This is a genomic window from Carnobacteriaceae bacterium zg-84, from assembly GCA_013874835.1.
GTDB lineage: Bacteria > Bacillota > Bacilli > Lactobacillales > Aerococcaceae > WM01.
Window position 1 is genome coordinate 204,817 of sequence record CP059430.1, and the last position, 20,597, is coordinate 225,413.

The following is a 20,597-nucleotide window of genomic DNA, read 5'->3' on the forward strand; positions in this document are numbered from 1 at the left end:
ATGAAGAAAATTATTACTTATTTCGTAACCATTATCATGTTATTTGCTCTGGTGGATAAAGTGGACGCTTTTGCCGAGTCTGCCGGCTACGAAATGAATATTCCTGCGACTATTCAGATAGATGATCATACCAATTACTATAAAGAAACGGTTTTTAAAGCTGTCCTAACATCTGAGGACGGTACAGAAAAAGAACTTGACGTTAAAGCGAATACGACAGCTTACTTTAAAGGATTTACGTATACAAGAGTCGGTGACTATACGTATACGGTAAAACAAAAAGTAGGAGATAATCCATTGATTGACTATGATTCAAGTGAGTATACCGTCTTGGTACGCGTATTGAATGATGTTGGGAATGGATTAACAGCTAAAATTATTGCTGTTAAATCTGGTGAAACTGCCAAAAGTGATATTGTGTTTCACAATAACATAAAATCGGTATTTCCACCTAACAAAAAGGATGAAACAACGACAACGGTGTTAACAAAAGCATCTACGGTATTTCTTCCTTTCACAGGTGAACAACAGATTTCTATCGCTGTTGGCGTAGGAGTTTTAGCATTGGGACTTTTCCTTATTGCTTGGAAAAAAAGACGTAGGGATGATAAAGAAGAATAATGAGTGACAGACGGACATTTTGAGATGTCCGTTTGTTTTTGATTTCAGGCTCTATGTCAAATAGGGTTGATGACTCATAAAAGGTAGTGATGTCACAAATGTTACGTCACTATCTTTTTATTTTAAGTCACAAAGTGATGTACGGCTCACCGAAATGTATACGATACATGTCTCTTCCCCTACGTTGTGCGGGGAAGGAGTTATTCGTACGTCACTTTTGACTTAAACTATTAAGCAACTAGTGAAGTAGATGGTACGGTATATGGTACATATAACTTACACATGAATAAAATACGATTTCTAAAATGTGAAAAGTTACGATAACCATAGGCATTTCTCTTAAGTACCTTAATTTTATGATTGATTCCTTCAAGTGCACCGTTAGTCAAATGATGGTAGATAAAGGTGTTTTTAATATAGGGTAAATACCCTTTGAACGTTCTTAATACTCTACGTAAACCAGGAGAAATAGCTTCCTGTTTAGCCCATATGAGTATTTCTTCAAATCGGTCAAAATCTCTATTATGTAAAGCATCTCTTAATTGATGAACAACATCGTATGTGGCCCGTAGTTCGGGGACTTGTTCCAATAAATAATCGACTATCCCTTGTGTATGCGTCATCCAATCAAACAGTGGAAAACGGTGATAAGGATAACTACTTAGTGTATCTGTGTTACTTAAAAACAACTTCCAATAACGTTTCATTTTGTTGTATAAACGGCGATTGTTCTGATGTAAAGCTTTCATTACATGCACTCTGTGTTTTGTTAACTCACGATTTAATGCTTGTACAATATGAAAAGGGTCGATAATGATATGTGCGTTAGGAAATACTTGCTTGGATATCTGAATATAGGGGCGAAACATATCAATCGTAATTGTTTTAACAGCTTTTCTTGTCTGGGTATCGTATCTAGCAAAGTAGTCTAATAGCGTGCTGGATTTACGGTCGTGTACAACGTCAATCAGTTGATGAGTCAGTGCATCACAATAGATAAAACTCATGGCACTATCAGAAGATTTTACTGACTTAAATTCATCAAAGCATAGATGATGAGGTAATTGTGTGTTGTGATTTACTTTTAAAGTAGAGGCGACTTTATCAACAATACGTCTGACCGTATGTACAGATACATTGTGTTGTTTAGCGATGTAGGTTTCTGAAATGGTTTCTGTTAAAGTGTCCATTATCTTTTGTTTTAAACGGTTTGTGATAAAACAATGCTTATCCACAATAGGTGTTTCAGCTGTAAATGATGATTGACAGGATTTACAATAAAAACGTTGTTTAGTGAGTGATAAATAGGCGTTTAGTCCTGAAATTTGGCATAAAGACAGTTGTGATTGACGTGTCCCATTTTTTACAATGCCATTGGTTGCGTGACAATTTGGGCAACAATCTGGTGTATAGGTTAATTTACCGTATAAGACTAATGATTTTTTATGTCGAATGTCACACTCTGATACGTTTTCATGATCAAATGTGATGTTTTTATCCTTTAATTGTAGTAAGATTTCTGTTATATTAGACACAGGCAATTTCTCCTTATTATTTGGTCGTACTTTTAATTTAAGAGAAAATTGCCTTTTTGTCTACATAAAATTAGGGTTGTTGGCTTATGCCATCAACCCTAAAAATTATACAGCCTGATTTCATGAATATTGATTCTATAATAAATCGTGTTGGTGTTCAAAAATTAAGTAACTTTATCAATCGATAACGATTTATCCAGTGTTCAATAGCCGTTATTTCGTTAGGAGTAGCAGTTGTTGTGCCTTTTGAGCATAGTATTCTTTAGTGCCGCCATGAAAAGATAAATCGATGAGTCCATGTTTAATTTCGTTATTGATGGTTTGGTAATTTTTATCTAATAATCTATCGATTTCTCGGTTACTTTTACCTTCTTTTTTCCATTTTTCGATGAAGTAACGTTCTTTTTCTGTTATATGCTTGCCTTTTGTGTTATAGTATTCTTGCATCTCTTGGTATCCTTTTTTTGTGATTATGAAAAGTATATCCTATGAGATGCTTTTTTTGTATCACTGGCTAACTTAATTCTATAATTTACTCCTCAAATTTACCACGACATACATATTTACAAGTAACTTAAAAAATGCTACAATAATACGAAGTGGGCGACCACATATTCAGAGTATTCCGCTATATGAAAATGTCGTATATGAATATTCGCAGAAGAAGGAGAAAAAGAGATGAGTCAACTAATCGAAAAGATTACACAAGAACAATTACGTACAGATATTCCTGATTTCCGTCCTGGAGATACAGTGCGTGTACACGCTAAAGTTGTTGAGGGAACTCGTGAACGTATCCAGTTATTTGAAGGTGTTGTTATTAAACGCCGTGGTGCTGGTATCAGTGAAACTTATACAGTACGTAAAATCTCTAACGGTGTTGGTGTGGAACGTACATTCCCATTACATACACCACGTGTAGCAAAAATTGAAGTAGTTCGTCATGGTAAAGTACGTCGTGCGAAATTATACTACTTACGTGCGTTACACGGAAAAGCAGCTCGTATTGCAGAGCGTCGTCGTTAATAGACAGTCTATCTCGCCCATACGGGCGAGATTTTTTAATATGTTATTAAACTAAAATAGATGATATATATTTGTTTTATCGAATGGTAACAGCATTTGATAAAAAGTTAAATGATAAATAAGGAGAAAATATGTTTAAAATTGGGAACATTGATATTGTAAATCCCGTTGTCGTTGCGCCAATGGCAGGTATTAGTAACGCTGCTTTTCGTGTCACAGTTAAAGAAATGGGAGCAGGGTTAGTAGTATGCGAAATGATTAGTGATAAAGGCATTCAATTCAGAAATGAAAAGACATTAAGTATGCTGCATATTGAGCCTCAAGAGTATCCTTTAAGTGTACAAATTATGGGAGGAAGTAAAGAAACCTTGGTGGAGGCTGCCAAGTATGTGGAGGAGCATACGCAAGCGGCGATTATTGACATCAATATGGGATGCCCGGTAAATAAGGTGATTAAGGCGGAGGCTGGCGCTAAGTGGTTGTTGGATCCGAATAAAGTATATGAAATGGTTGCGTCTGTTGTAGATGCGGTCAAAGTGCCTGTTACGGTGAAAATGCGTACAGGTTGGGACAGCGAGCATTTGTATGCTGTTGAGAATGCTCTGGCAGCAGAGCGTGCGGGTGCGAGCATGGTAGCGATGCATGGACGTACACGTGTACAAATGTACGAGGGATATGCTGATTGGACAATTTTAAAGGACGTAAAACAAGCGTTAAAAACGATTCCTCTAGTTGGAAATGGCGATGTGAAAACACCAGAGGATGCTAAACGTATGTTAGATGAAACGGGTGTTGACGGAGTGATGATTGGAAGAGCAGCGCTAGGAAATCCGTGGATGATTAAACAAACCGTGCATTATTTAGAAACAGGAGAATTATTACCGCCTCATACACCTAGAGAGAAGATTGATATTGCAAAGGTGCATTTACAACGTTTGGTTGATTTAAAAGGGGAAGTGGTTGCGTCAAGAGAGTTTAGACAACATGCGAATTACTATTTAAAAGGGATTCCGCGTGCTTCCAAGACGAAAAATTTAATCAATCAAGCAACAACGCAACAAGAAATGATTGATTTGATGGATGCTTTTATTGAAGAAGTTGAAGAAAGAAGTTTAAAAATAGAGATTTAATAGTGAAAGAACACGTTCTATGTGTTATGATAGACACGAAGAATGAAAAGAATTGGAGTGAAACAAGTGTCAGAAGATGTGAAAATGGAATTGAACGACCAGTTACTCGTACGTCGTGAAAAAATGCAAAAATTAGCAGAAACAAATGTGAATCCATTTGCTAGTGGTTTTGAGCGTCATCATTTAGCAGCTGATTTACAAGTGGAATTTGAAGAATTTACAAAAGAGGATATTGCTGAAAAAGAGCCTGTTACTGTGCAAATTGCAGGTCGTTTAATGACAAAACGTGGAAAAGGGAAAGCGGGTTTTGCGCATTTACAAGATCAATCTGGACGTATTCAAATTTATGTGCGTCAAGATCAAGTTGGTGAAGTACAATACGAAATTTTTAAAGTGGCTGATTTAGGTGATATTGTTGGTGTTGTTGGGACAATCATGAAAACGGATATGGGTGAATTGACAGTTCGTGCCAAAGAGTTTGTTCACTTGACAAAAGCATTGCGTCCTCTACCTGATAAATACCACGGTTTAACGAATGTTGAACAAAAATATCGTCAACGTTATTTAGATTTAATTAGTAATGATGAAAGTCGTCAACGTTTTATTTTACGTTCACGTATCGTAAGTGAAATTCGTCGTTATATGGATGATGCAGGTTATTTAGAAGTCGAAACACCAGTGTTACATACTTTAGCAGGTGGTGCGACAGCTCGTCCATTTATCACACACCATAATGCGTTGGATATGGAATTGTATTTACGTATTGCCACAGAATTACATCTAAAACGTCTTGTGGTTGGGGGTATGGAGAAAGTTTATGAAATTGGACGTGTGTTCCGTAATGAAGGGATTGATACGACACACAACCCAGAATTTACGTCAATGGAAGTGTATACAGCGTATACAATGTACACAGATGTGATGGATTTAACGGAAAACTTATTGCGTCATGTTACAAAACGTGTACTAGGTACAGCGGTATTACAATATAATGGTCAAGAGATTGATTTGGAAACACCTTGGAAACGAGTGCATATGGTTGATTTAATCAAAGAGCAAACGGGTGTTGATTTCTGGCAAGAAATGACATTTGAAGAAGCAAAAGCAGTAGCTGAAAAACATCATGTAAAATTAAATGATCATGATACAACGGTAGGACATATTATCAATGCGTTCTTTGAAGAGTTTGGAGAGGGAGTATGTATCCAACCAACGTTTGTATATGGGCATCCTGTGGAAGTATCTCCTTTAGCACGTAAAAATGAAGAAGATCCACGTTTTACAGATCGCTTTGAATTATTCATTGTGACAAAAGAATATGCTAATGCCTTTACAGAATTAACAGACCCAATCGACCAACGTGAACGTTTTGAAGCACAAATGGTAGAAAAAGATAAAGGAAATGATGAAGCGCATCCGATTGATGAAGACTTTATCGAAGCGTTAGAATATGGCATGCCGCCAACTGGAGGATTAGGTATCGGTATTGATAGATTTACAATGCTATTAACGGATGCTCAATCTATTCGTGATGTCTTGTTGTTCCCTACAATGCGACAATTATAATAAAAAAGAATCGTTTTTCGCAAAAACGGTTCTCAGACTGTTGACAAAGTAAGAGTGTCAACAGTCTTTTTTCGTATCAGACGTTAAGTTATACGGCTTACCAAAATATTTCTCTTCCCTATGTTGTGCGGTAAAGGAGCTGTTCATACGTCACTATCTTTTTATTTTAAGTCACAAAGTGATGTACGGCTCACCGAAATGTACACGATACATTGTGCTGTTTAGCGATGTAGGTTTCTGAAATGGTTTCTGTTAAAGTGTCTATTATCTTTTGTTTTAAACGGTTCGTAATAAAACAATGCTTATCTACATGGGGGTTTCGCTGTAAATGATGATTGACAGGTTTTACAATAAAAACGTTGTTTAGTGAGTGATAAATAGGCATTTGGTCCTGAAATTTGGCATAAAGACAGTCGCGATTGACGTGTCCCATTTTTTACAATGCCATTGGTTGCGTGACAATTTGGGCAACAATCTGGTGTGTAGGTTGATTTACCGTATAAGACTAATGATTTTTTATGTTGAATAATACATTCTGATATATTTTTATGATCAAATGTGATGTTTTTATCCTTTAATTGTAGTAAGATTTCTGTTATATTAGACATAGGCAATTTCTCTTTATTATTTGGTCGTACTTTTAATTTAAGAGAAAATTGCCTTTTTGTCTACATAAAATTAGGGTTGGTGGCTTATGCCATCAACCCTAAAAATTATACAACCAAACTTTTATCCCCCACATGAGTTTCTAACAGCAGTCAGAACAATTCGTTGTGCAATGTTCAACGTTGAACTGTTTTATGTATTGGATTTTTACAATAATGCTTATTCAATGATGCAAATGTGTTTTCAAAAATAGCCGAATAAAGATAAAGAATGGTGTGAAAGATTGATTTTTGTCTTTGGAAAACGGTTATATATCAATTTGTGGTATAAAAGGGTTTAAATATTACAAAAAAAATGATATGATGTACTAGTTAAAGTGTCGATATTGGCATGTGAAATGACATCATAGATATAAGAATTTATAAGGAGATAAGAAACCGTGGCGAATTTGTTGAAAAAATTAGTTGAAAATGAAAAACGTGAGTTGAAACGTCTAGAAAAAATTGCAGATAAAGTATTTAGTTATGCTGATGAAATGGAAGCAAAAACAGACGAAGAGTTGCGTCAAAAAACAGAAGAATTTAAAGAGCGTTACGCAAAAGGGGAAGATTTAGATAAAATGCTTCCTGAAGCATTTGCCGTTGTTCGTGAAGCAGCTAGACGTGTTTTAGGTTTGTACCCATATAAAGTACAGGTTATGGGTGGTGTAACATTGCATGAAGGTAATATTGCGGAAATGAAAACAGGTGAAGGTAAAACATTGACAGCGACAATGCCGGTATATTTGAATGCCATTTCTGGTTTAGGGGTTCACGTTGTGACAGTTAATGAATACTTATCTGGACGTGATGCAAAAGAAATGGGTGAATTATACGAGTTTTTAGGTCTAACTGTTGGGTTAAACTTGAACAGTAAAACACCTGCTGAAAAACGTGAAGCGTATGCGTGTGATATTACATATAGTACAAACAATGAATTAGGATTCGACTACTTACGTGATAACATGGTTACGGAAAAAGCAAACATGGTACAACGCCCATTGAACTATGCGATTGTCGATGAAGTAGACTCAATCTTAATTGACGAAGCTCGCACGCCATTGATTATTTCTGGTGAAGCCGAAAAATCAAATGCTTTGTATTTAAGAGCAGACTTTTTTGTAAAAGGATTAAAAGAAGAAGAGCACTATACGATTGATTTGCCAACAAAAACGATTGTGCTAACAGATGAAGGTATTGAGCGCGCTGAGCGTGTATTCCATTTGGAAAACTTATATGATGTGTCAAATACATTGTTGGTGCATCACATTGACCAATCTTTACGTGCGAACTACATCATGTCATTAGATATTGATTATGTGGTAGACAATGACGAAGTAAAAATCGTTGACCCATTTACTGGTCGTGTTATGGATGGTCGTCGTTACTCTGACGGATTACACCAAGCAATTGAAGCTAAAGAGGGTGTAACGATTCAAAATGAATCAAAAACAATGGCAACTATTACATTCCAAAATTACTTCCGTATGTATAAAAAATTAGCCGGCTGTACGGGTACTGCGAAAACGGAAGAAGAGGAATTACGTGAAATTTATAATATGCAAGTTGTATGTATTCCAACAAACAAACCGATTGCACGTATTGATTCACCAGATTTGTTATATCCAACATTACATACAAAATTTAAAGCTGTTGTAAAAGATATTAAAGAACGTCATGAAAAAGGGCAACCAATCTTGGTTGGTACAGTAGCCGTTGAAACATCAGAATTATTATCTAATTTATTGGTTGCTGAGGGTATTCCTCATGAAGTGTTAAATGCGAAAAACCATGCTAAAGAAGCTGAGATTATTACAAGTGCAGGGCAACGTGGTGCTGTAACGATTGCGACAAACATGGCAGGACGTGGAACGGACATTAAGTTAGGTAAAGGTGTTAAAGAATTGGGTGGTTTATGCGTGATTGGGACAGAGCGTCATGAGTCACGTCGTATTGATAATCAGTTACGTGGACGTTCAGGTCGTCAAGGGGACGTTGGTGCTAGCCAATTCTACTTGTCGTTTGAAGATGATTTGTTGAAACGTTTTGGTAGCGATAGAATGCGTGAAGTGTTAGTAAACATGACGAAATCAGCTGGTGAAGATGAAGACATGTCTATTCAAAGTAAAATGTTCTCTCGTCAAGTTGAGTCAGCACAACGTCGTGTTGAAGGGAATAACTATGATTCACGTAAGAGTGTTTTGGAGTATGACGATGTTATGCGTGAACAACGTGAAATTATGTATTCTCAACGTCAACAAGTGATTGATGAAACAGAGAGTTTATCTGATGTTGTGAAAGGTATGATTCAAAATACAATTCATCACGAGGTAGAAGCTCGTACAAGTGCAGATAAAAAAGATTGGGATTTAGACGGTATCTTAATGTTTGCAGGAAATGTTCTTGTTCATCCTGATACAATCACATTATCTGATTTAGAGGGTAAAACAGCCGCAGAAATTGAAGCGTACTTAAATGAACGTGCCATGACTGTTTATCAAGAAAAAGTAGATCAACTACAATCTCCAGAATATTTATTACAATTTGAAAAACTTGTCATTTTACGTGTTGTTGACCAAGAATGGACAAGCCATATTGATGAAATGGATCATTTACGTCAAGGTGTTGGTTTACGTTCATACGCACAAACAAATCCGTTAACAGAATACCAAAATGAAGGTTTTGAAAGATTTAATGCGATGATTAAAACTATTGAGTTTGAAACAACACGCATTATCTTGAAATCAAATTTAAGAGCAAGTGTATAATGACAAAACCAAACAAGGCTATTAGCCTTGTTTGGTTTCGTTATAAATTAGAGTAAGGAAGAAAATATGGAACTAGTAGAAATCAAGCAGTTTATTGAAAAAGCCAATAATCAATTAGTAACATTTGGGCACTCTCTTTGACTTAGAACGGTTAGAAGTTGATATTGCCGACTATGAGCATCAAATGTTGGCGCCTGATTTTTGGGACGATAATGAAAAGGCTAAAAAAATAATTGATAGTTTAAATCAAAAAAAGCAAGCCTATGATACATATCATCGACTATATCAACACTATCAAGATGTTGTTGATTTGTATGATTTAGTGAAAATGGAACCAGATGAGTTGTACGAGCAGGAGCTACAAGAGCAAGTGCGTCAATTACAAGAGGAACTCATGGCGTATGAGTTACAAATGCTTTTAGATGGCGAGCATGATAAGCGTAATGCCATTCTTGAAATTCATCCCGGTGCAGGCGGAACAGAGTCACAAGACTGGGGAAGTATGCTATTACGTATGTATACACGTTGGGCAGATAAGAAAGGATTTCAAGTGGAAACATTGGATTATCAAGACGGTGAGGAAGCTGGTATTAAAAGTGTGTCTTTATTGATTAAAGGAATAAATGCCTATGGTTATTTAAAAGCCGAAAAAGGTGTGCATCGTTTAGTGCGTATTTCACCGTTTGATGCTGCCAAAAAACGCCATACGTCGTTTGCCTCGGTCGATGTGATGCCTGAGATTGATGATGATGTGGAAGTAGAGATTAGTACTGAAGATTTACGCATTGATACATATAGAGCCAGTGGTGCAGGTGGTCAGCACGTTAATAAAACGTCTTCTGCTATACGTATTACTCATATTCCAACAGGTATTGTTGTGCAGAGTCAATCACAACGTTCCCAATTTCAAAATAAAGACCAAGCGATGAGAATGTTAAAAGCGAAATTATATCAATTAGAGGAAGAAAAGCGTCTTGCTGAGTTAGATACTATTCGTGGAGAGCAAAAAGAGATCGGATGGGGGTCACAAATTCGTTCGTATGTGTTTCATCCTTATTCAATGGTGAAAGATCATCGTACGAATTTTTCAGTGGGGCAAACACAAGCTGTTATGGACGGTGATTTAGATGCGTTTATTGATGCGTATTTGAAGTTGAGTTTGCAAGAGCCGAGTGAAATGGAGTAAATGTTTCTATTTTTGACATTGGAAAAATAGTAAAAAGACTTGGAAGTAATCTGTTCAAGTCTTTTTGATTTTCTAGTAGATTATTGCTCGTATTTTTGTTTATATTGTCTGTTTTTTGTCTTTTTTAACAAGTAATGTTCGTTTATTTTCTTTAAATCGTGTTTTTCGTAATATAAATGTAACTTAAATAACATTAAATCCAATTATAAAGTATGGTATAATACTCAAGCGCTCGATAGAGACAATTTGTAAGTGGGTGAATAAAATGATTGAAATGAGAAATGTTAGCAAGCGTTACCCGAACGGCGTGACAGCGATTAGTGATTTGTCTGTCAATATAAATCCTGGAGAGTTTGTATATATTGTAGGACCTAGTGGCGCAGGAAAATCAACATTCATTAAGATGATGTATTGTGATGAACGTTTAACGTCAGGCGATATTAAGGTGGGTAAATTTGATTTAAGTACCATTAAACAAAGAGAGTTACCACATTTAAGACGTTATGTTGGAGTTGTTTTCCAAGATTTTAAATTATTAGAGAAAAAAACGGTGTATGAAAATATTGCGTATGCTATGGAAGTTATTGGAAAACGTCCGAGTGTCATTCGTAAACGTGTTTTAGAAGTGCTTGATTTAGTAGGGTTAAAGCATAAAGTAAGAATGTTTCCAAATGAATTATCTGGAGGAGAGCAACAACGTATTGCGATTGCACGTGCGATTGCGAATATGCCGGGTGTTCTTATTGCCGATGAGCCAACAGGGAACTTAGATCCGGATACAGCGTTAGAAATTATGAACATTTTAGAGCGTATTAGTGCAAATGGTACAACGGTTATCATGGCAACGCACAGTCGTTCTATTGTGAATAATATTAAACATCGTGTATTAGCAATCGAAAACGGACGTCTTGTTCGTGACGAACAGGAAGGAGAATACGGATACGATGATTAGAATGTTTTTTAGACATATAAAAGAAGCGTTGCAAAGTGTTAGTCGTAACTTTGTGAGAAGTTTATTGTCAATTATTACAGTAGGTTTAACATTACTTTTAGTAGGTATTTTTGCTTCTGTTTTGTTAAATGTAAGTGATATGGCGCAAGATGCAACGAATTCATTAGAAGTAAAAGTATTCGTAGACTTAGCTGCGACAAAGGAAGATGAACAAGCGCTTGAAAGACAATTAAAAGCTGTACCGCATGTTCAAACGGTTATTTATTCTAGTAAAGATGAACAACTTTCTGAAATTATCCAAAAATATCCTTCTTTTTCATTGTTTAAAGAGGATTCCAATCCTTTAAGAGATGCGTATATTGTTATGGTTGACCAATCGTCAAATATTAAAGATGTGACCAATAAAATTCGAGAGCTGAAATATGTGTACAAGGCAAATGACGGTGGCGAAATCACAGAAGTGCTTGTAGCCTTTTCAAAAGGTATGCAATTTTGGGGTGGTATTTTGATTGTCAGTCTTGTGCTGATTGCTGTGATGTTAATTATGAATACCATTCGTGCAACAATTTTATCACGTCAAACGGAAATTGAAATTATGCGTCTAGTTGGAGCGACTAAATGGTTTATTCGTTGGCCGTTCTTATTAGAGGGAGCATTTATTGGATTATTAGGTAGTGTTTTACCAGTGGGGTTAATTTATCTAGGTTATACAACGCTATATGCGATTATTGAACCGCAGTTAATTACAACACATTATAGTTTATTACCACCAAATCCGTATGCTTTATATTTAGCGGCAGGTCTAGCTGCATTAGGTATTTTAATTGGTGCTTTCGGATCTATTGTATCCATTCGCAGATTCTTGAAAAAATAATATATGGAACCCCCCACTCATGTTGATAGGTTCAACATGAGTGGGGGTTGTGTTTTATCCACGTTTAACACTAAGAATAGTTGTGTATAGTGTTATAAAGGCTTATCCATTTTTATATACAAAATGGTGATTGGTGGATTTTATTCACTAGTACGATTTATGATAGATGCGTTTTTCTTTAACAGGGTACTATTTGTTTGAAAAAGATAGTATTTTTATGAGATATTTACTTTTTTTTCAAGAAAAGGCTTTAATTTAGTTTTTTGGTTTCTAATGAAATTTAAATATGCTACAATTCAGCTAGGAACAAAAACAAAATAAATGAGGTATGCTATTAACATGAGAAAAAAAGCAATTTTTTTGATGATGATATGTATTTGTTTCGTATTAAGTGGGTGTCAAACATCTATTACAAGTATGAATGGATCTATCACAGCAGTAGGATCGTCTGCGTTACAACCGCTTGTGGAAGTTGCCGCAGAGCAATTTCAAATGCAATATCCTGATGTACTCATCAATGTACAAGGTGGCGGCTCTGGGCAAGGATTAAGTCAAATTGTGATGGGAACAGTTGAAATTGGTAATTCAGATACATTTGCTGAAGAAAAAAAGATTGATGTCGATAAATATGAATTACAAGACCATAAAGTTGCGGTGGTAGGTATCGGTGTGATTGCTAATAAAGAATCAGGTGTACGTGATATCACACATCAGCAACTGATTGATATTTTTACAGGAAAAATAAGAAACTGGCAAGAGGTTGGTGGGCAAAATATGCCCATTATCGTTATCAATAGAGCTAGTGGTTCTGGTAGCCGTGCGACATTTGAAAAGTATGGGTTAAATAATCAAGAACCAATTGTCGCACAAGAGCAAGATAATTCTGGAACGGTAAAAAAACTTGTCAAAGACACAAAAGGTGCGATTAGTTATGTATCTTTTTCTTATTTTAGTGATGATTATCAAGCCCTGTCTATTGACGGGGTTGAGCCAACTCGAGAAAATGTTGAAACGAATCAATGGAAAATATGGGCGTATGAACATATGTATACAAAACGTGAAAAAGATGTGATTACAAAAACATTTCTTGAGTACATGTTAAGTGATGATGTTCAAGATAATATTGTGTCACAATTAGGGTATATTCCCGTTAAGACAATGACAATAGATAGAGATGTCAAAGGAAATATTCGTGTAAAATAATAAACTAGGAGATAAGCAATGCAACAAACAAAAAAGAGAATTCCAAAACGTACTCTTGAAAAAATTGGTAAAACAATAACATTTTTATGTACGCTTTTAATGGGAATTGTTGTTTTTACCATTATTTTAATGGTTGCACAACGAGGGTTGTCTACATTTTTTGTAGATGGTGTATCCCCAGTTGATTTTCTATTTAAAACAAAATGGTTACCCTCATCAACAGATGCTAATGGACAAGCTTATGTTGGTGCATTACCAATGATTATTGGTTCTGTCAGTGCAACTTTACTAGCGATTTTAATCGCTGCACCATTTGCGATGGGCGCAGCCGTATTTATGGTAGAAATTTCACCAAAGTTTGGGAAAAAATTTCTGCAACCTGTCATTGAATTATTAGTAGGTATTCCGTCTGTTGTTTATGGATTGATTGGCTTGAGTGTTATTGTACCTTTTGTTCGCTCGTTTGGTGGGACAGGGTTTGGTATTTTGTCCTCTGCTTTTGTATTGTCTGTCATGATTTTACCGACAGTAACGAGTTTAACAGTGGATGCATTAAATGCGGTGCCAGACTATTATAGACAAGGTGCTTTAGGGTTAGGTGCAACACGCTGGCAAATGATTTATCACGTTGTGTTACGAAGTGCTAAAAGTGGTATTTTAACAGCTCTCGTAATGGGTATGACACGTGCTTTTGGTGAAGCTCTTGCGGTTCAAATGGTTATTGGAAATACAGCTGTTATTCCAACGTCTTTAGTGACGCCAGCATCAACCATTACGAGTATTTTAACTTTGAGTATGGGAAACACCATTTTTGGTAGTTTAGAAAATAATGTATTATGGTCTTTAGCTTTATTGCTATTGATGATGTCAATTATTTTTATAGCTATTGTAAAACGCATTGACAAGAAAGGACGTTAAGATGAACGCAAAACAACAAGATAAAATCGCAACGATTGTGTTATATAGTATCGCAGGAGTGATTTGTTTGATTTTAGCCAGTTTGGTTGGATATGTTCTCATTCACGGTATTGAACATGTGAATTGGCGTTTTTTAACAAGTAATCCAGAATCTATCAAAGCAGGTGGCGGTATTTTACCAGAATTATGGAATTCGTTTTATTTACTTGTCTTAACTTTATTGATTAGTACCCCTATTTCGTTAGGAGCGGCTATTTATTTATCGGAATATGCTCCTAAAAATAAAACAACGGAATTTATACGACTATCAGTAGATGTGTTATCTTCTTTACCGTCTATTGTTGTAGGTTTGTTTGGTATGTTGTTATTTGTAACAGCTATGAAATTTAAGTATTCTATTTTGTCGGGAGCTTTAACATTAACGATTTTTAACTTGCCTATTCTTGTTCGTGTCATGGAACAATCTTTAAGAAATATTTCGCACGACCAACGTCAAGCAGGATTGGGATTAGGGTTAACAAAATGGGAAACAACGATTTTTGTTGTTGTACCGGCAGCTTTACCAGGGATTTTAACAGGGATTATTTTATCTGCTGGTCGTATTTTTGGAGAAGCAGCAGCGTTGCTGTTTACAGCAGGGCAAAGTGCACCGGCACTAGATTTTACAAACTGGAATCCGTTTAGCCCGAGAAGTCCATTAAATATGTTTAGACAAGCTGAAACATTAGCTGTTCATATTTGGAAAGTGAATAGTGAAGCAGTGGTACCCGATGCACAAGCTGTGTCAAATGGGACAGCGGCAGTCTTAATATTATTTATTTTAATTTTTAACTTTGTAGCTCGTCGTTTTGGACAGTATTTATACAAAAAAATGACATCAGCAAAATAGTAGGTGAAATAATAATGAGTATAACGATTGAAACAAAAGACTTGAATATATTTTATGGGCAAAATCAAGCAATAAAAAATGTCAGTTTGGCTTTTAAGAAAAATGAGATTACAGCATTGATTGGCCCAAGTGGATGTGGAAAGTCGACCTATTTAAGAGCATTAAATTTAATTAACCGTGAAATTGTTGCGTGCCGTATCGAAGGAGAAATTTTTTATAATGGACGTAATATCAACACACCTAAAGAAGATGTGTATGCGTTGCGTAAAAATATTGGAATGGTTTTTCAAAGACCCAACCCATTTAGTCGCTCAATTTACGATAATATCGCATTTCCATTAAAACGTCACGGTATGACAAATAAGCAAGAACTAGATGAAATTGTGGAAACATCTTTGATACAAGCATCTCTTTGGAATGATGTTAAAGATGAATTAAATAAAAGTGCGTTGGCATTATCAGGAGGGCAACAACAGCGTTTGTGCATTGCTAGAGCGTTAGCAATGAAACCAGATGTTTTGCTAATGGATGAGCCAACATCGGCATTAGATCCTGTATCTTCTGGTGCAATCGAAGATGTTTTAGCAGAATTAAAAGATATGTATACCATTATTATTGTGACACACAATATGCAACAAGCAGCACGTATCTCAACAGAAACAGCTTTCTTCTTATCTGGAGAAGTGATTGAATTTGATAAAACATCTAAAATCTTTAGAAATCCAACACATCAAAAAACAGAAGAATATATTTCAGGAAGATTTGGATAAATACAGAAAGAGGTCTATATGGCAATTATTGAGGCAACTAATATCAATTTATTTTATGGGCAAAAACAAGCGTTATTTGATGTGAATTTAGCATTTCAAGAACATACTGTCAATGCACTCATTGGACCGAGTGGATGTGGAAAATCGACTTTTTTACGTAGTTTAAACCGTATGAACGATTTAATGCCAAATGTGACGATAACAGGTGAAATCAAAGTAGATGGACAGAATATTTTTAGTCCAACAACAGATTTGGTACAATTAAGAAAGAAAGTAGGCATGGTCTTTCAACAACCTAACCCATTTCCATTTTCGATTTATGATAATGTTGCATTTGGTCCGAGAATACATGGTATACATGATAAACAAATATTAGATGAACTTGTTGAAACAAGTTTAAAACAAGCGGATTTATGGGAAGCTGTCAAAGATAGACTTCAAGATAATGCAGCGGGTATGTCCGGAGGGCAACAACAACGTTTGTGTATTGCGCGTGTTTTAGCTGTGAAACCAGAAGTGATTTTAATGGATGAGCCAACATCTGCGCTAGATCCAGTATCGTCTGGTAAAATTGAAAATTTGATTTATGATTTAAAATCTGATTATACGATTGTTATTGTGACACATAATATGCAACAGGCTAGTCGCATTTCTGACAATACTGCTTTTTTCTTGTCTGGAAAAGTGATTGAATTTGATAAAACAGCACATATTTTTAGTAATCCAAGTGATAAACGTACAGATGATTATATTTCAGGAAGATTTGGTTAATAGAAAGGAGCATAATAAATGAGAAGATTTTTTGATGAAGAGTTAAGTGAGCTATATGATGAATTTTTAGAAATGGGTAGTGATGTTAACGTAGCTGTCACAAATGCTGTGAGTGCCTTTGTCAAACATGATGTTGAGTTAGCAGAACAAGTTATTAAAGCAGATAAATATATCAATAAAGCAGAAGTACAATTAGAAAAAGGCTGCTTTACATTGATTGCTTTACAACAACCGGTGGCATCTGATTTAAGAAATATTGTTGCTGTAATGAAAGCATCAAGTGATTTAGAGCGTATAGGCGACCATGCGGTTAGTATTGCCCAAGCAACGATTGCAGTAAAAGGCAATAATCGTATTTTAGAAATTGAAAAACTATTAGAAGAAATGGCATTAGTTGTTGAAAGTATGATGACGCGTGTTCTAAAAGCGTACGTCAGTCTTGATGTGGAAGAAGCAAAACGTGTTGCAGAAGAGGACGAGAAAGTCGATGATTATTTAACAAAAGTTGTTCATAAATCAACACAAGGTATTTTGGAAAATCCAGAAACTGTTACAGGTGGTATGGAATATGTGCAAGTGGCAGGCTATTTGGAACGTATAGGTGACTATATTACTAATATTTGTGAACGCATTGTTTATACTGTCACTGGTAAACTAACAGAATTAAATTAAATAACAAAAGGGCTAAGTTTGCTTAGTCCTTTTTATACAAGCCACCCTTGTTGACAATTTGTCAACAAGGGTGGTAGAATAAACATGCGAATCTTTATCCTAAAAGCTGTTTTAGGATAAAGATAAAATAAGTGAGTGGAGATTAGTATGTCAAAAGATGTGATTCGTGTAAATGGGGCAAGAACCCATAATTTAAAAGATATTTCAGTAGATATACCAAGAAATCAATTTGTCGTGATTACGGGTTTATCCGGGTCGGGTAAAAGTTCTTTAGCCTTTGATACATTATATGCAGAAGGCCAAAGACGTTATGTTGAGAGTTTATCGAGTTACGCTCGACAATTTTTAGGTCAAATGGATAAACCTGATGTTGATAGCATTGAGGGACTTAGTCCAGCTGTATCAATCGATCAAAAAACGACGAGTAAAAACCCACGTTCAACAGTTGGAACAGTTACGGAAATCAATGACTATTTAAGATTGTTATTTGCACGTGTTGGGAAACCGATTTGTCCAAACGATAGCACACCCATTTCAAGTCAAACAGTTGAACAAATGGTTGATACGGTTATGAGCTTGCCAGAAAGAACGAAACTGCAAGTATTGGCACCTGTTATTTCTGCAAAAAAAGGGCAGCATAAAAAAGTGTTTGAGCAATTAAAAAAAGATGGTTATATTCGTGTTCGTGTCAATGGTGATATGTTTGATTTAGGAGAAGAGATTGAACTAGATAAAAACAAAAAACATACGATTGAAGTGATTGTTGATAGACTAATGGTAAAAGAAGAAAGTCGTTCTCGGTTGTTCGAGTCTATTGAAACAGCTTTAAAAATAGCGGACGGATATGTACTTGTGAATGTGATTGATGGCGAAGACATGCTTTTTAGTGAGCATCATTCTTGTCCGTATTGTGGATTTACTGTTGGAGAATTAGAGCCTCGATTATTTTCATTTAATGCACCGTTTGGTTCGTGTTCGGCATGTGACGGATTAGGAAGCACATTATCTGTTGATGTTGATTTAGTGATTCCGGATAAATCGTTAACCTTAAAAGAGGGTGCTATTCATGCGTGGAATCCAATTAGTTCAAATTATTATCCAACAATGTTAGAACAATTTTGTACACAATCAAATATTCCAATGGACGTTCCATTTAAAGATTTGTCTAGTGAACATCAAGATAGTGTTTTAAATGGGTCTAAAGGAAAGACATTTCATTTTCATTATGAAAATGAGTTTGGCGGTGTTCGTGATGTGGACATCGTGTTTGAAGGAGTTTTAAATAATATTAAAAGACGTTATCATGAAACGGCTAGTGATTATACAAGGGAACAAATGACTTTGTATATGACAGAGTTACGTTGTCCAACTTGTAAGGGGCAACGTCTAAATAAAGAAGCATTGTCCGTAAAAATTGCAGGGCAAAGTATTTCTGATGTGACTGATTTATCTATTGAGGATAGTTTATCGTTTTTTGAACAATTACGTTTTTCTCCTGCTGATGAAATGATTGCTAAACCTATTTTGAAAGAAATCAATGACCGTTTAACGTTTTTACGCAATGTTGGATTAACGTATTTAACGCTAAGTCGTACGGCAGGAACTTTATCTGGTGGAGAGGCACAACGTATACGTCTTGCAACACAGATTGGGTCTAATTTATCTGGTGTTTTGTATGTTCTTGACGAGCCGTCTATTGGGTTACATCAGCGTGATAATGACCGTTTGATTAGTTCTTTACACAAAATGCGAGATTTGGGGAATACATTAGTGGTTGTCGAGCATGATGAGGATACGATGAAGCAGGCGGATTATTTGATTGATATGGGACCTTTTGCGGGAGAGCATGGTGGGCAAGTGATTGCTGCGGGAACGCCTGAAGAGGTGATGAGTAATGAAAACTCATTGACTGGGCAATATTTATCTGGTGTGAAAAAAATTCCGGTGCCAAAGGAACGTCGTTCTGAAGATAAAGGTTGGATAAAAGTAACAGGTGCTAAGGAAAACAATTTAAAAAATGTGTCTGTTGATTTTCCAATAGGTCGTTTAACGGCTGTTACAGGTGTTTCGGGTTCTGGAAAAAGTTCGCTCGTAAATAGTATTTTGAAAAAAGCATTGATGCGAGAATTAGGGCGTTCTAAAGAAAGACCGGGGGACTTCAAGTCTATTTCAGGTTTTGAGGGATTGGATAAAATCATTGATATTGACCAAAGCCCTATTGGACGTACACCACGAAGTAATCCAGCAACTTATACAAGCGTATTTGATGATATTCGTGATGTGTTTGCCATGACAAATGAAGCTAAGGTAAGAGGGTATAAAAAAGGACGATTTAGCTTCAATGTTAAGGGTGGACGTTGTGAAGCATGTAAAGGCGACGGTATTTTAAAAATTGAAATGCACTTTTTATCTGATGTATATGTGCCTTGTGAAGTGTGCCATGGAAAACGTTATAATTCTGAAACATTGGAAGTGACTTATAAAGGGAAAAATATCGCAGAAGTGTTAGATATGACGATTGAAGAAGCATTAGTGTTTTTTAGTGCCGTACCAAAAATCAGACGTAAATTACAAACGATTGTTGATGTTGGTTTAGGCTATGTTCGATTAGGGCAATCGGCATTAACCTTATCTGGTGGAGAAGCACAGCGTATGAAATTAGCAAGTGAATTACAACGTGTAGCAACTGGAAAAACGGTTTATATTTTAGATGAGCCAACGACGGGCTTACATGTAGATGATATTAAACGATTGATGACAGTACTAAATCGATTAGTTGATGCGGGAAATACAGTTATCGTTATCGAACATAATTTAGATGTTATAAAAACAGCCGATTATATCATTGATTTAGGTCCAGAGGGTGGTGCTGGTGGAGGTACCATTTTAGTAACGGGTACTCCAGAAGAAGTAGCACTCTGCAAAGAAAGCTACACAGGACAATATTTAAAACCTTTATTATCGTAGAATGAGTGAAGATGTAAAAAGCTTGAAATAGCTGGTCGATTTCAAGCTTTTTAAGTTATATAAAATACTTTTCAAAAAAGGGGGCAGCATATTTAAAATGATTTG

The 20,597-nt window shown here is 35.8% G+C and carries 19 protein-coding genes; 15 read left to right on the forward strand and 4 right to left on the reverse strand.

The genetic code is table 11. From position 1 onward, the window contains the following. On the forward strand, nucleotides 1-621 hold the full coding sequence (locus H1220_01005) for an LPXTG cell wall anchor domain-containing protein (GenBank protein ID QMI86617.1): 621 nt from the start codon (nucleotides 1-3) through the stop codon (nucleotides 619-621). Nucleotides 622-851: 230 nt separating this feature from the next. Here H1220_01005 and H1220_01010 read toward each other — a convergent pair whose 3' ends face one another. Both H1220_01010 and H1220_01015 read right to left on the reverse strand, forming a co-directional pair. Further along, complete coding sequence (locus H1220_01010; GenBank protein QMI85980.1) at nucleotides 852-2,156, reverse strand: ISL3 family transposase; 1,305 nt, start codon at nucleotides 2,154-2,156, stop codon at nucleotides 852-854. A gap of 213 nt (nucleotides 2,157-2,369) precedes the next feature. Further along, complete coding sequence (locus H1220_01015) at nucleotides 2,370-2,603, reverse strand: helix-turn-helix domain-containing protein (protein QMI85981.1); 234 nt, start codon at nucleotides 2,601-2,603, stop codon at nucleotides 2,370-2,372. 231 nt (nucleotides 2,604-2,834) lie between these two features. Between H1220_01015 and rplS the strand changes: the two genes are divergently transcribed. From rplS to lysS, 3 genes are all read left to right on the forward strand, one after another. Further along, on the forward strand, nucleotides 2,835-3,182 hold the full coding sequence (gene rplS / locus H1220_01020; protein QMI85982.1) for a 50S ribosomal protein L19: 348 nt from the start codon (nucleotides 2,835-2,837) through the stop codon (nucleotides 3,180-3,182). 131 nt (nucleotides 3,183-3,313) lie between these two features. Continuing rightward, nucleotides 3,314-4,312, forward strand: coding sequence for a tRNA dihydrouridine synthase DusB (dusB, locus tag H1220_01025; protein QMI85983.1), 999 nt, complete (start codon nucleotides 3,314-3,316; stop codon nucleotides 4,310-4,312). Nucleotides 4,313-4,354: 42 nt separating this feature from the next. Continuing rightward, complete coding sequence (gene lysS / locus H1220_01030) at nucleotides 4,355-5,878, forward strand: lysine--tRNA ligase (GenBank protein ID QMI85984.1); 1,524 nt, start codon at nucleotides 4,355-4,357, stop codon at nucleotides 5,876-5,878. 190 nt (nucleotides 5,879-6,068) lie between these two features. Here lysS and H1220_01035 read toward each other — a convergent pair whose 3' ends face one another. Continuing rightward, a complete protein-coding gene (locus H1220_01035) occupies nucleotides 6,069-6,263 on the reverse strand; it encodes a transposase family protein (GenBank protein QMI85985.1) in 195 nt (64 codons plus the stop codon). Further along, a complete protein-coding gene (locus H1220_01040; GenBank protein QMI85986.1) occupies nucleotides 6,181-6,486 on the reverse strand; it encodes a transposase in 306 nt (101 codons plus the stop codon). Before H1220_01040 ends, H1220_01035 begins: the two co-directional genes overlap by 83 nt. Nucleotides 6,487-6,923: 437 nt before the next feature. Between H1220_01040 and secA the strand changes: the two genes are divergently transcribed. The 11 genes from secA (at nucleotide 6,924) to uvrA (ending at nucleotide 20,492) form a co-directional block, all read left to right on the forward strand. After that, nucleotides 6,924-9,290, forward strand: coding sequence for a preprotein translocase subunit SecA (secA, locus tag H1220_01045; protein QMI85987.1), 2,367 nt, complete (start codon nucleotides 6,924-6,926; stop codon nucleotides 9,288-9,290). Between the two features lie 66 nt (nucleotides 9,291-9,356). Continuing rightward, a protein-coding gene (prfB, locus tag H1220_01050; protein ID QMI85988.1) for a peptide chain release factor 2 occupies nucleotides 9,357-10,476 on the forward strand; the annotation gives its coding sequence in 2 pieces (ribosomal slippage) (nucleotides 9,357-9,416 and nucleotides 9,418-10,476; 1,119 coding nt in all). Nucleotides 10,477-10,741: 265 nt separating this feature from the next. Further along, on the forward strand, nucleotides 10,742-11,428 hold the full coding sequence (gene ftsE, locus H1220_01055) for a cell division ATP-binding protein FtsE (GenBank protein QMI85989.1): 687 nt from the start codon (nucleotides 10,742-10,744) through the stop codon (nucleotides 11,426-11,428). After that, nucleotides 11,421-12,302: an ABC transporter permease gene (locus tag H1220_01060; GenBank protein QMI85990.1), complete on the forward strand. Its 882-nt coding sequence runs from the start codon at nucleotides 11,421-11,423 to the stop codon at nucleotides 12,300-12,302. Before ftsE ends, H1220_01060 begins: the two co-directional genes overlap by 8 nt. Before the next feature lie 339 nt (nucleotides 12,303-12,641). Beyond that, nucleotides 12,642-13,505 carry a phosphate ABC transporter substrate-binding protein PstS family protein gene (pstS, locus tag H1220_01065; GenBank protein QMI85991.1) on the forward strand — a complete coding sequence of 288 codons (864 nt, stop codon included), beginning with the start codon at nucleotides 12,642-12,644 and terminating at the stop codon, nucleotides 13,503-13,505. 18 nt (nucleotides 13,506-13,523) lie between these two features. Further along, a complete protein-coding gene (gene pstC / locus H1220_01070; GenBank protein ID QMI85992.1) occupies nucleotides 13,524-14,423 on the forward strand; it encodes a phosphate ABC transporter permease subunit PstC in 900 nt (299 codons plus the stop codon). Between the two features lies 1 nt (nucleotide 14,424). Continuing rightward, on the forward strand, nucleotides 14,425-15,312 hold the full coding sequence (pstA, locus tag H1220_01075; GenBank protein QMI85993.1) for a phosphate ABC transporter permease PstA: 888 nt from the start codon (nucleotides 14,425-14,427) through the stop codon (nucleotides 15,310-15,312). Nucleotides 15,313-15,326: 14 nt separating this feature from the next. Beyond that, on the forward strand, nucleotides 15,327-16,082 hold the full coding sequence (gene pstB, locus H1220_01080; GenBank protein ID QMI85994.1) for a phosphate ABC transporter ATP-binding protein: 756 nt from the start codon (nucleotides 15,327-15,329) through the stop codon (nucleotides 16,080-16,082). A gap of 18 nt (nucleotides 16,083-16,100) precedes the next feature. Then, complete coding sequence (pstB, locus tag H1220_01085) at nucleotides 16,101-16,853, forward strand: phosphate ABC transporter ATP-binding protein (protein QMI85995.1); 753 nt, start codon at nucleotides 16,101-16,103, stop codon at nucleotides 16,851-16,853. 18 nt (nucleotides 16,854-16,871) lie between these two features. Beyond that, nucleotides 16,872-17,525, forward strand: coding sequence for a phosphate signaling complex protein PhoU (phoU, locus tag H1220_01090; GenBank protein ID QMI85996.1), 654 nt, complete (start codon nucleotides 16,872-16,874; stop codon nucleotides 17,523-17,525). Nucleotides 17,526-17,672: 147 nt separating this feature from the next. Then, nucleotides 17,673-20,492, forward strand: coding sequence for an excinuclease ABC subunit UvrA (uvrA, locus tag H1220_01095; GenBank protein QMI85997.1), 2,820 nt, complete (start codon nucleotides 17,673-17,675; stop codon nucleotides 20,490-20,492). Nucleotides 20,493-20,597: the final 105 nt, after the last annotated feature.

Bases quoted from the DNA above. Each gene is read 5' to 3' on its own strand.
- ftsE (QMI85989.1), top strand. From the start codon at position 10,742: ATGATTGAAATGAGAAATGTTAGCAAGCGTTACCCGAACGGCGTGACA.
- H1220_01035 (QMI85985.1), bottom strand. From the start codon at position 6,263: ATGCCTATTTATCACTCACTAAACAACGTTTTTATTGTAAAACCTGTC.
- lysS (QMI85984.1), top strand. From the start codon at position 4,355: ATGAAAAGAATTGGAGTGAAACAAGTGTCAGAAGATGTGAAAATGGAA.
- pstB (QMI85994.1), top strand. From the start codon at position 15,327: ATGAGTATAACGATTGAAACAAAAGACTTGAATATATTTTATGGGCAA.
- pstA (QMI85993.1), top strand. From the start codon at position 14,425: ATGAACGCAAAACAACAAGATAAAATCGCAACGATTGTGTTATATAGT.
- rplS (QMI85982.1), top strand. From the start codon at position 2,835: ATGAGTCAACTAATCGAAAAGATTACACAAGAACAATTACGTACAGAT.
- pstC (QMI85992.1), top strand. From the start codon at position 13,524: ATGCAACAAACAAAAAAGAGAATTCCAAAACGTACTCTTGAAAAAATT.
- dusB (QMI85983.1), top strand. From the start codon at position 3,314: ATGTTTAAAATTGGGAACATTGATATTGTAAATCCCGTTGTCGTTGCG.
- H1220_01040 (QMI85986.1), bottom strand. From the start codon at position 6,486: ATGTCTAATATAACAGAAATCTTACTACAATTAAAGGATAAAAACATC.
- phoU (QMI85996.1), top strand. From the start codon at position 16,872: ATGAGAAGATTTTTTGATGAAGAGTTAAGTGAGCTATATGATGAATTT.
- pstS (QMI85991.1), top strand. From the start codon at position 12,642: ATGAGAAAAAAAGCAATTTTTTTGATGATGATATGTATTTGTTTCGTA.
- pstB (QMI85995.1), top strand. From the start codon at position 16,101: ATGGCAATTATTGAGGCAACTAATATCAATTTATTTTATGGGCAAAAA.
- uvrA (QMI85997.1), top strand. From the start codon at position 17,673: ATGTCAAAAGATGTGATTCGTGTAAATGGGGCAAGAACCCATAATTTA.
- H1220_01015 (QMI85981.1), bottom strand. From the start codon at position 2,603: ATGCAAGAATACTATAACACAAAAGGCAAGCATATAACAGAAAAAGAA.
- H1220_01060 (QMI85990.1), top strand. From the start codon at position 11,421: ATGATTAGAATGTTTTTTAGACATATAAAAGAAGCGTTGCAAAGTGTT.
- H1220_01005 (QMI86617.1), top strand. From the start codon at position 1: ATGAAGAAAATTATTACTTATTTCGTAACCATTATCATGTTATTTGCT.